Raw genomic sequence first — 10,716 nt, 5'->3', positions numbered from 1 at the left:
TGCCTGGCCGGATAACCTCGGAATCTGCATTCGGAGAGCGCTTTCGCCACGCTATAGCTGCGCAGCTCACGCGACATGTCAGCCCCGGACACGCGCTCGTCCAAGGCTTCGAACCGCTCGAACTCGGCGATCTTCTCGGCATCGGTGATCCGGCCGGCGAGGCCGCGCACCTCACCCTCCCGCGCATCGAAGCGCCGGCGTTCACCTTCGTCCAGGTCGCGATTGGCTGCGAGCGCCGCGTCCGAAAGGCCGCGCATCTCCGCGACCTTTGCCGCACGCGTCTCCCGCAGCGTGTTCACAGGCTGCTGATTTAGTCGCGTCTCGACGCCGCCTCTGGAACATGATTCACGTTCTGCCGTGCGACGACGGGGTGTGGGATGCGGGGCACGGACGAGGCGACCGGTTCGCTGTTCAGCTATGTCGATCTGGAGGAGCAGATCCCTGCGCATCACTCGCTGCGCAAGAGCCGACAGGTTGCGAATGACGCCCTGACGAGCCTGAACGCGGATTTCGACGCCGTTTACGTTGACTTCGTCCGCCCCTCGATTGCGCCGGAGCGGCTGATCCGGGCCAGCCTGATCCAGATCCTGTTTTCCATCCGGTCTGAGCTTCAGCTGATGGAACAGATGCAATATAATCTGTTGCTCCGGTGGTTTGTAGGTCTTTGGATCGATCCGGTCTGGGTTCTCACCCGACCCGCCATGATCGGCCTCCCTGCGCTTCCCCGTACCGATCCTCGCCGCGTGCCTGCTTCGATCCGATCCTTAGTCTCAGGCTGACGGTCTCAGGCTGCGGCGGCGGAGTTTGCCAAAACCGTCTCGCGGTAATGCGTCAGCAAGGTGCCATTCCTTCGGGGCTTCCTCCCGCGTCAGGTGCTGAAGCGCAAAGACATCCAGATCCGCGGGACTGAGTACCGCGCCGGGCCGCGCAACCACCGAGGCTGCGACACGCTCACCCCATTCTCTGTCGGCCACTCCGAACACCGCCACATCCAGAACATCCGGATGGCGCAACAGCACGGCCTCTATCCCTTCGGGATGCAGTTTGGCGCCACCACTGTTGATGACATCGTCACAGCGACCCGACAGGTAAAGATAACCTTCGGTGTCTAGCCAACCCGAATCGCCGATGCTCTGGAAACCTTCGGCGTCACGGCGCGGACGGGGAGCATCCGGGCCGATATACTCGCTGCGGCTGCCCGGATCCCACGGGCGCATGAAAATCTCACCCGGGAAACCGGCGGCCATTTCTTGCCCTGCCGCGTCACGGATCCGTATATCCGTTTCAAAGCCGCGCCCCACCGTACCGGGATGGGCCAGCCACTCGGGGCCAGTCACAATCGTCTGGCCGGTGTTTTCACCCGAGCCATACATTTCGGAGACACGCGCCGCGCCGAGGCGGTCGATCCACGCTTGCTTGAGCCACGGAGCGCAAGGTGCTCCCGTATGATAGAGTGTGTGCAGACTGTCTAACCGCGCTGAATTGCGGCGGTCGGCATCCAGCATGCGAACCATCATCGTCGGGACGAGCATTACGAAGCCGACCGCCAGACGGTCGATTGCCTCCAGTGCCCGTTCCGCTTGGAACTTCTCCATCAGAACGATGCGGTTGCCCTCGAACAACCCATTCTGCGCCCATGTCAGGGGTGCATTATGTGACATGGCTCCGCAAACAAGTTGCACCTGATCGGCCCGAAAGCCCAATGCAGGAGCTATGCGGCCCCAGCTTTGCCCGGGCACCCGGACATGCGGGCGGTGATCGCACATCATTTTCGGAACCCCGGTCGAGCCTCCCGACAGTACGATCTTAGCGGGGCAAGACACGCGGTCCGGGAGGGGCGCACCGGGATCGGCAGCCATCAGTTCCTGCACCGGCAGATCCAGGCCGACGACAAGCCGCGCCCCGCTACGCGCGACCAGAGCGGCCGCCGCGGACGCGGTAATGGAAGGATCCATCACCAGCGTGGTGGCGCCGACGCGCCAGACGGCGATTACCAGCGCTAAATGCTCGACCACGTTGCCCAGCGCAATACCCACGACATCGCCCTGCCCGATCCCGCGATCGCTCAGGCTCCGCGCCAGCCGGTCCACCATGGTGCTCAGCTCCTGCCAGGACGTCACCGTTTCCGAACCGTCGCGGGCAAGAAAGCGCACGGCCTCTGCCTCCCCCCGCTCAGCGGCGAGGGCACAAAGTCTGGCGGGATAGCTCAGGGCTTGACGTTTGGACGGGACCATGGCGTTAGACTTCCTCGACCCGAATATCCTGCGCGCCTTCCCAAAGCACCTTCGGGCCGATCTGGGCAAGCTTGTCGAGGTTGGAAGTCAGCGTCAGAAAGTGATTGCCCGCCAGTTGGCCGAGTTTCGAGGCGAAATGAACCCCGCCATAGGCCAGCAGAATTTCCGTCTCGCTGATGCCGCCTGGATACAGGATCATCTGTCCCGGCGCAGGATAGCTGGTATGGTTTTCATAACCCAGGCCGAAATCCTCTTCTCCCAGCGGGATCCAGACGCCTTCGCCGCTCCAGCGGACATGAACGACTTTGCTGACATAGGGCAGTTGCTTGCGGAACGCAGCAACGGTCTTCGGCGCGGCATCCTCAAAACGCGCGTCGAACTCGATACCAGCGATAGTGACTTTCAAGGGCATTCCGATTTCCTTCATTCGATCAGCCCAAACAGCCGCGGCAGAAACAGCGACATGTCCGAGACATAGGTAACGGCAATCAGCACGACGAACATCGCCAGCAAGGGGAGCCCCAGCCTGCGTGTCACCTGCAGCACGCTTCGTCCGGCTACGCTGGACGCCACGAAAAGCGACACCCCATAGGGCGGTGTCACGGTGCCGATGGCGAAGTTCATCACCACAACAAGCGCAAAATGGACGGGGTCTATGCCGAGCTGATGGGCAATGGGCGCCAGCACCGGGACAAGGATCAGGATCGCGGCGATGGTTTCCATGAACATGCCTACGACCAGCAACAGCAGGTTCACGATCAGCAGGAAGACCCATGGGCTGGAAGACACCGAAAGCAGCCATTCGCCGAGAATCTGCGGAACGTTCGCATTGGCGATCAGCCATGAGAACACGCTGGCCGTGCCGATGATGAGCATTACCGCCGCCGACAGAGAAGCCGTGCGGAGGATCAGGCCCGGGAGTTGTGTGAGCTTCAGCTCGCGGTAGACGAACAACCCTACCAGCAAGCCGTAGAAGGCCGAGACCGCAGCAGCCTCCGTCGGGGTGAAAGCTCCGCCAAGAATACCCCCCAGAATCAAAACCGGCATCCCGGCGGCGGGAAGCGCGGCCCAGCCTGCCCTTATAAGGCGCCTTATGGTGAAGGGCTCAGTCTCATAGTAGGCGTCCCCTCCCTTCCGGGCAAAGAAATATGCGCAAACCATCAGCAGCAGGATGCACAGAAACCCTGGAACGATGCCCGCAACGAACAGCGCGCCGATTGAAACGTTCGACACCACCGCCATGATGACCATCGTCAGGCTGGGGGGGATGACCTGCGCCAGAGATCCTGCGCAGGCGATCAGTGCCGCGCCGAAATCCACGTTATAGCCGCGCCGCCGCAGCTGGGGCTGCATAATCGCGGAAATCGCTGCCGTGTCAGCCGATCCAGACCCCGAGATGGCTGCAAGTCCCGCTGCGGCGACACAGGAAACCTGGTAAAGGCTGCCAACGATCCAGCCGATCAACGCCGAGGCAAAAGCCACGATCCGACGGGAGATGCCACCCGCATCCATAATGACCCCGGCAAAGACGAAGAACGGAATCGCCATGAGGGTAAACGTGTTCAGCCCCGCGAAGACCCGCTGACTAACGATCGTCAGCGGCACGCTTGTGGTCGTCACCAGCGCCAGAACTGCCGAGGCTCCCAGCACGAAGACGACGGGCACACCAATCGCAAGAAAGAGGGCGAAGGCGAAAGCAATAACGACCATCAGACGGCTTCCTCTTCGGTTTCGACGCTAGGCGGCGGAAACGGATCGTTCCAGCGCTGAATGACCGACAGCAGCAGCTCCACGATCATGTAGGCGGCGCCGACCGGGAGGCATGCGTACATGTAGATCATCGGGATGCGCAGGGACGGCGATGTCTGGAACTGCCCCAACCGCATCAATGGCCACGCACCATAGCCCAGCACCGCCAGAAACGTGGCCGAAACCAGTGTGATCCCGATCAGGGCAACCCGCGCCGCCGGTAGCGGCAACTGGGAGGGCAGCACGTCGATCGCCACGTGTTGACCGCGCGCCACGGCCACGCCTGCGCCCAGAAGCACCAGCCAGATCTGACTGAACGTCGCGATCTCGGCTGCAGGCGCAATCGGGAAGTTAAACAGATAGCGCCCGGCGACCTGCACCAGCACCGCGACCAGCATTACCGCAAACAACAGCACGACGATCACCGAAGCGAGGCCGCGCAGCGCGAGGCAGACGCGTTCGAGAGCATTCCTGATCATACACTCTCCTCAAGCCTGACGGCCCGCACCCTCGGCAAGGATGACCACTCACTCAACCTGCTCAATCCGCTCGAACAGCTTTCTCTGAACATCCGTCCTGAGGTAGTTCTGCTTGACGGTCTGGGCTGCGTCGCGAAAGGGCTGACTGTCAGGATGACTGATGGTCACGCCAGCGGCCTCGATATCGGCGACACGCGCAGCATCGCTGTCGCGATAGGTCTGCCGCTGGAACGCACCTGCCTCCTTGCCGACTTCATCGAGTGCGGCTTTCACGTCATCAGGCAATGCCTGATACTGCGCCTCGCCCATGATGACTGGGGCCACCACTTCCAGCCAGCCGACCATCGCCCAGTCAGGCGCGACCTCGTAGAATTTCTGCGCGTAGAAATTCGTGTTGGCAGCTTCAGCCCCGTCCACGACGCCGGTTTCCAGCGCGCCATAAAGCTCGGTATAGGCCAGCGGAGTAGGATTAGCGCCGAAGGCCTTGAAGGTATCGACATGGGCCGGGTTCTGCATGGTTCGGATCTTGAGACCCTGCAGATCCGACATCTTCTCGATCGGCTTCTTGGTCATGATGTGGCGGGTGCCCGCCGAAAAGAAGGTGATCAGGTGGAAGCCCTGCTCCCTCAACAACTCCCGCGTCTCGCCGATCACGGTCGGTTCCTGTAATGCGCGATCCATTTGCCGAGCATCGCTGAACAGGAATGGCAAACTGAAGACCGACATGTCCGGCACGAAGTTTGCCAGCGTCTCATTGGCGGTCACGGCAATGTCTACGGTTCCAATCTGAGTGCCCTGGATGCTCTCCATTTCATCCCCGAGCACAGCATTGTCGAAAACCTGTATCGTCGCCTTGCCACCGCTTGCATCCTTCAGCAACTCGGCCATCTTCCGCAGCCCCACGCCATAAGGTTCGTTTGCGCTGGCATTGTGGCTGGCCTTCAGCGTTATGTCTTGGGCGAAGACCGGCGTGACGGGCGTGACACCCATGGCAAGGCACAAGGCGAGGCTGCTTAGTTTCATCGTCGTTTTCCCTGTTGATTTTTGATTTGTTGGTTCAGCCGATCAATTCCAACTCGCGCAATATGCTGCGCAGGCGGGCTTCCGCTTCGGTGGGCAGCGGCAAGCGCGGCGCCCGCGGATCGCCCATTGGCCGCCCGATCATCCGCATTGCCGCTTTGGTGGCTGAAACATAGAGATCGCCTGCAAGGGCATTGATCAGCGGCAGCGAGCGAATATAGAGGTCGCGGCCACGGCGCGCATCCCCATCCACCGTTTCAGTGAAGGTCTGCGCCGATAATGCTGGCGAAATGTTCGACATGACCGAGGAATAGCCTTCAGCTCCGGCGAGGTAGCTTTCCCAAGGGTAGTAGCCTGCGAAGACCGTCATGCGTCCGTCGCATGCCTGGAGCAGTTCGGTAACGCGGTGGACGTTCTTGGACGTATCCTTGATGTAGCTGATGTTCTCCACCTCGGACAACCGCGCGACCAGCGCTGCCGAGAGGTCGACATTGGCAGTAAAGGGGTTGTTGTAGAGCATCACCGGAATACCGATTGCCTCGGCCACGGCGGTGAAGTGAACGATCAGTTCCGCATCGGTCGGCGAGGAATAATAAGGCGGCACAAGCATGACGCCATCTGCACCAATGCTCTCCGCCTCACGGCTAAGCTCCACGGCCTCATCGGTCCATTCGGCCGCGGTGCCAATCAAAACCGGCACCCGGCCGGAGGCTTGCTGAATGACAGTCTCCGCCACTGCCCCGCGTTCATCGCGTGTCAGGGACAGGAATTCACCCGTACTGCCCAGCGGGATCAGGCCGTGCACGCCCTCGTCGATCTGCCAATCGACGTAGGAGCGCAGCGCGGCCAGGTCCACGCGCCCCTGATCATCGAAGGGAGTCACGCAAACCGTATAGCTGCCGCGGAACGTCATATAGCACCTCAATCAACTTGCTCGAAATCAGCCTTGATATGATCTTATATTAAGTCAACAATTATATATCAGATCATATTTCAAGGTCTCAGGAATCATAGGACACCCATGCCGTTCATCGAAATCACCGACTCAGCCCCTGAGCAGGGAATACGCGCCGCGGCGACGCGTGGCATGACTGATAGTCTGTGCCAAGCCTTCGCGATCAAGCCGGAAATCGTGACCTGCTATTATAATTCGAGCCCTGATTATTCTTATGGCCATGCTGGAAAGCACGGCAAACTTGCGGAAAAATTCCGCATTTTTATAAAAGTCCACGCCTTCCCCCGCGATTCGGAAGCCAAGGCAACGGCGGCACGCTTGATGACCGACGCAGTCGCCGCCGCTTATGAAACAGACCCGACGAGCATCGTCATCTACTTCATCGACCGCGCACCTCAGGATGCATTTCACGCCGGAATGCCCTCTGCCTGACCTCAGCCATAAATATCGATTATCACCATCAGGAGAGTATTTTGGATCAGTTTATGACCGATGAGCAGCGCATGGTCCGGGATACCGCGCGCAGACTTTCAGAGGATGTCATCGCCCCCGCGGCCGCCCGGATAGACAGGCAGGATGCCTTTCCCCGCGATATCTATATGGCGCTGGCGGAACTGGGCCTGTTCGGCGTGGCTTTGCCAGAGGAGGCGGGCGGAGCCGGGCTGAACGCTCAGACCGCCTGTCTGGTGATGGAGGAAATCGCGCGTGGATCAGGAGCGGTGGGTAATGCCTTCGCGATTCCGGTCGAGGCGGTGCTGTTTCTAAACCACCACGGCAGTGAGCAGCATAAGGCGCTGATCCCTGGCCTGCTCGACGGGAGCGTGATCTCAGCGACCGCCGTCACGGAGCCAGACTGCGGCTCAGACGTCGCGGCCATGACGACCACGGCGCGGCGTGATGGCGATGACTATGTGATCAGCGGATCAAAGGCATGGGTCACCTTCGGGCAGATCGCCGACGTTGTGATCGTCTTTGCAAAGACAGACCCGGCAGCGGGTGCCAAAGGCATTTCCTGCATTCTCGTCGAGACGGACCGCGACGGAGTCTATCGCGGCAAATCCGAAGAACTGCTTGGCATGCACGGGCTTGCCGAATGCGTGATCACCTTTGACAGCGTCCGTGTTCCCGCCGGCAATCTTATCGGCCCCGAGGGCGGTGCCTTCAAAATGGCAATGGAGAATTTCAACTTCTCGCGGCTGATGATGTCATCGATGGCGCTTGGAATGGCGCAGGCGGGCATGGAGGACGCCATCGCCTATGCCCATGACCGCAAACAATTCGGCAAACCGATCTTTGAACACCAGGCGATCCAGTTCATGATCGCGGACATGGCCAAGGACATCGCTGCAGCGCGCCTGCTCATTCAACATGCCGCCCGGCTTTACGACGCCGGTCAGCCCATCGCGCTCGAAGCGGCACAGGCCAAACTATTCACCACCGACATGGCGCAGGTGCATATTTCCAACGCGCTCCAAATCCACGGTGGTAACGGCTATTCGCAAGAATACCGGGTTGAACGGCTTTTCCGTGACGTGCGCCTGTCGCAGATCTATGAAGGCACAAACCAGATCCAGCGGATGATTATCGCCCGACAGGTCGGAAAGAAGTACGCATGAGCTTGTTTTACGAAGATGTTCAGACGGGGGCATCCTATACTACCCCGGTCCACCGGATCACCGAAACGGACATCGCCGATTTCTGCCGCCTGACGCGTGATCATCATCCGCTGCATACTGATGCCGCCTATGCCCGTGGCGCCGGATTTCCCGGCATTATCGCGCATGGTCTTTACGGGCTTGCACTGATGGAAGGGCTGAAGACGGAACTGCACCTTTATGATGAAAGCTCCATCGCATCGCTGGGGTGGGACAAGGTCCGCTTCCGCACGCCACTGCTGGCCAACGACATCGTGCATGTCGAAATGGACTTCGTCGCCAAGCGGGAAAGCCGGGGCCGTGGCGTTGTGACCGAGGCAGTACGACTGATGCGCGGCGCGGACGTCGTTATGGACGCCGAACATGTTTCGCTGATCCGGATACGCGGGTGATGGGCGAGCCGCTGGACACTGTGGAGAACTCGACAGACCAAGCCACTCGCCTGATCCGGGAGGCGATTCTGTCGGGCCAGATTGGCCCGGGCGAACGCCTAAAGACGGCCGAACTGGCGCACCGTCTTGGCTTTTCGACGATGCCGCTGCGCGAGGCCTTACGGAAGCTCGAAGGTGAAGGACTTGTGGAAATCGAGCCGAACAGGGGGGCGACCGTACGCCGGCTCAACCGGGCCTATATCACTGACCTGTTCGAGTTGAACACGGATCTGCGTATCTGTGCAGTCAGGCGCGGTATGGCCTCGCTTACCCTCGAACGCATCCGCGCTCTGGAGAAGCTGGCGCAAGACTACCGTGGGCACATTGAGGGCCATGAGGATTTAGAGGCGATCCGTGTAAACAGGGATTTCAATGCGCGGCTGGTCGAATATGGCGGAAACCGAGAGGCGCTCAGGGTGTTTCTCCACGGATGGGACATCATATTCGCCTTCCGGCGCAGCTATGGCTACGGGGCAGGCCGCAGGCGGGTAATGGCGGACGAGATGCAGATGCTAATAGACGCGCTGCGACGCCACGATTCCGTCGCAGCGGAGGCGATCTTGCGGATGCAAAATGCCGCGATGATGGAGGACCTGGTTTCGAGGATCGCCCCGGAGGGCTAGCGGGTTGCCGCCGATATTTCAAACCTGCGCTGCAATCACCACCCGGCTCATATTGCCACCAGCGACCCGAAAACAAAGTGTTCCGACACGTTTCGGGCCGAATATCGGCCTTCCGCTCCAAGCAAGACCGCGTGACGAATACTGCAATAGCCTTTCAGGCGCCGCCAAACGCACCGCTGATGCCGCGGTCAACATATGCCCCCGCCGGTGTACCAGTAACCTCGCCATCCAGCATGATCGTACGGCCCCGCAGGATCGTTCGTACCGGCCAGCCCGTCACAACCATCCCCTCATAGGGCGTGTAATCACAGGCATGGTGCATCAGCGACTGACTGATTGTTATCTTCCGCGCTGGATCCCACAGCGTCAGATCGGCATCTGCGCCAATAGCGATGGTTCCCTTCTGCGGATACATTCCGAACAACCTTGCGGGGTTCGTCGCTGTCAGGGCCACAAATCGCTCCGCGCTGATGCGGCCCTTGGATATACCCTCGGAAAATAGGAGTGGCAGGCGCGTTTCGACTCCAGGAATACCGTTTGGCACCCAGCGGAACGAGGTGCGCCCGCGTTCAAGGCTCTTTCCCATCGGGTCTTCAAAACGAAACGGGCAATGGTCTGAGGAGAAGATGTCGAAAGTCCCGTCTCGAAGTCCTTCCCAGATCGCCGTCTGACTGTCGGCATCGCGCGGGGGTGGGGAGCAAACATACTTCGCCCCTTCGAAATCCATGTTCAGACCTTTAAGGTCATCTGCGGTCAGCGCAATGTACTGCGGACAGGTTTCGGCATAGACATTCCGCCCGCGCCGCTTGGCCCATTGGATCTGCTCCATCGGTTCCCGGCCAGAGACATGGACGATCATAATCGGAACATCAGTCAATTCAGCGTGACTGATGGCCCTGTGCGTCGCCTCTCGCTCGACGCTCTCGGGGCGAGAGGCGGCATGGTAATACGGCGCGGTGCGGCCCGCCTCCTCCAGCTTGCGGGTCATGTAGCGGATGGCGTCATACCCCTCGGCGTGAACCATCACCATCGCCCTTTCACGACGTGCAGCGTCAAACACGTCCAGAAGCTGCGCGTCATTAAGAACCATGTCGTCATAGGTCATGAAGACTTTGAACGATGTGTAGCCTGCCTTGACCAGCGCCGGCAGTTCCTGGCCCAGAACACTGGGCGTCGGGTCAGTGATGATGATGTGAAACGAACAATCGACGTAACACTTGCCCCGCGCCGCTGCGTGATAGGCCTCGACGACCTCACGCAAGGACTGGCCCTTCTGCTGGAGTGCAAAAGGCATCACCATGGTCGTGCCGCCCGCTGCCGCCGAGCGGGTGCCGCTTTCGAAACCATCCGCCATGACCACGTCCTCGCCTTGCGGCTGCTCCAAATGGACATGGGCGTCGATGCCCCCGGGCATGACCCACATGCCGGCGGCATCGATCTCCTCCGCCGCGGGGCCGACGTCTTCGGCGATCGCGGTGATGCGACCGTTTTTTATCCCGATCTGAGCGGTATAGCGGTCACCTGCTGTGATGATCGTCGCGTTGCGGATCGCGGTATCGAGCATATCCAA

12 protein-coding genes and 1 pseudogene are annotated in these 10,716 nt (G+C 60.3%); 5 read left to right on the top strand and 8 right to left on the bottom strand.

Going from position 1 to position 10,716, the window contains the following annotated elements; genetic code table 11:
• A partial coding sequence (locus CG51_RS05680; protein ID WP_035742860.1) for a hypothetical protein occupies positions 1-299 on the bottom strand: 299 nt, incomplete at its 3' end.
• A 78-nt stretch (positions 300-377) separates the two neighbouring features.
• Between CG51_RS05680 and CG51_RS05675 the strand changes: the two are divergent.
• Positions 378-692: pseudogene (locus CG51_RS05675) on the top strand (transposase); the annotation flags it as partial.
• 78 nt (positions 693-770) lie between these two features.
• Here the strand turns inward: CG51_RS05675 and CG51_RS05670 are convergent.
• Genes CG51_RS05670 through dapA form a run of 6 tightly spaced genes read right to left on the bottom strand, consistent with a single transcriptional unit; the run spans position 771 to position 6,395 of the window.
• Entirely contained in the window at positions 771-2,234 is a 1,464-nt protein-coding gene (locus tag CG51_RS05670) for a class I adenylate-forming enzyme family protein (RefSeq protein ID WP_035742858.1), read from the bottom strand.
• A gap of 4 nt (positions 2,235-2,238) precedes the next feature.
• On the bottom strand, positions 2,239-2,646 hold the full coding sequence (locus CG51_RS05665; protein WP_035742856.1) for a DUF3830 family protein: 408 nt from the start codon (positions 2,644-2,646) through the stop codon (positions 2,239-2,241).
• 11 nt (positions 2,647-2,657) lie between these two features.
• Complete coding sequence (locus CG51_RS05660; RefSeq protein ID WP_035742853.1) at positions 2,658-3,944, bottom strand: TRAP transporter large permease; 1,287 nt, start codon at positions 3,942-3,944, stop codon at positions 2,658-2,660.
• Positions 3,944-4,462 carry a TRAP transporter small permease gene (locus tag CG51_RS05655; protein WP_035742850.1) on the bottom strand — a complete coding sequence of 173 codons (519 nt, stop codon included), beginning with the start codon at positions 4,460-4,462 and terminating at the stop codon, positions 3,944-3,946. Before CG51_RS05655 ends, CG51_RS05660 begins: the two co-directional genes overlap by 1 nt.
• Positions 4,463-4,510: 48 nt before the next feature.
• Positions 4,511-5,485, bottom strand: a complete 975-nt coding sequence (locus CG51_RS05650) for a TRAP transporter substrate-binding protein (protein ID WP_035742847.1) — start codon at positions 5,483-5,485, stop codon at positions 4,511-4,513.
• 34 nt (positions 5,486-5,519) lie between these two features.
• The gene (gene dapA, locus CG51_RS05645) at positions 5,520-6,395 is read right to left on the bottom strand and encodes a 4-hydroxy-tetrahydrodipicolinate synthase (protein WP_035742844.1); all 876 of its coding nucleotides are present in this window, start codon (positions 6,393-6,395) and stop codon (positions 5,520-5,522) included.
• A gap of 108 nt (positions 6,396-6,503) precedes the next feature.
• Here dapA and CG51_RS05640 point away from each other — a divergent pair, with 108 nt between their 5' ends.
• The 4 genes from CG51_RS05640 to CG51_RS19060 are packed head-to-tail and all read left to right on the top strand — an operon-like array spanning position 6,504 to position 9,146.
• A complete protein-coding gene (locus CG51_RS05640; RefSeq protein WP_035742842.1) occupies positions 6,504-6,869 on the top strand; it encodes a tautomerase family protein in 366 nt (121 codons plus the stop codon).
• 41 nt (positions 6,870-6,910) lie between these two features.
• A complete protein-coding gene (locus CG51_RS05635; RefSeq protein ID WP_051930082.1) occupies positions 6,911-8,053 on the top strand; it encodes an acyl-CoA dehydrogenase family protein in 1,143 nt (380 codons plus the stop codon).
• On the top strand, positions 8,050-8,484 hold the full coding sequence (locus CG51_RS05630) for a MaoC family dehydratase (RefSeq protein ID WP_035742837.1): 435 nt from the start codon (positions 8,050-8,052) through the stop codon (positions 8,482-8,484). Before CG51_RS05635 ends, CG51_RS05630 begins: the two co-directional genes overlap by 4 nt.
• The gene (locus tag CG51_RS19060; RefSeq protein WP_051930080.1) at positions 8,484-9,146 is read left to right on the top strand and encodes a GntR family transcriptional regulator; all 663 of its coding nucleotides are present in this window, start codon (positions 8,484-8,486) and stop codon (positions 9,144-9,146) included. Before CG51_RS05630 ends, CG51_RS19060 begins: the two co-directional genes overlap by 1 nt.
• A 154-nt stretch (positions 9,147-9,300) precedes the next feature.
• Here CG51_RS19060 and hydA read toward each other — a convergent pair whose 3' ends face one another.
• A complete protein-coding gene (gene hydA, locus CG51_RS05620; protein ID WP_035742834.1) occupies positions 9,301-10,710 on the bottom strand; it encodes a dihydropyrimidinase in 1,410 nt (469 codons plus the stop codon).
• Positions 10,711-10,716: the final 6 nt, after the last annotated feature.

This window comes from Haematobacter missouriensis, assembly GCF_000740775.1.
GTDB classification, from domain to species: Bacteria; Pseudomonadota; Alphaproteobacteria; order Rhodobacterales; family Rhodobacteraceae; genus Haematobacter; species Haematobacter missouriensis.
This window is presented reverse-complemented; position numbering and strand designations above follow the sequence as displayed.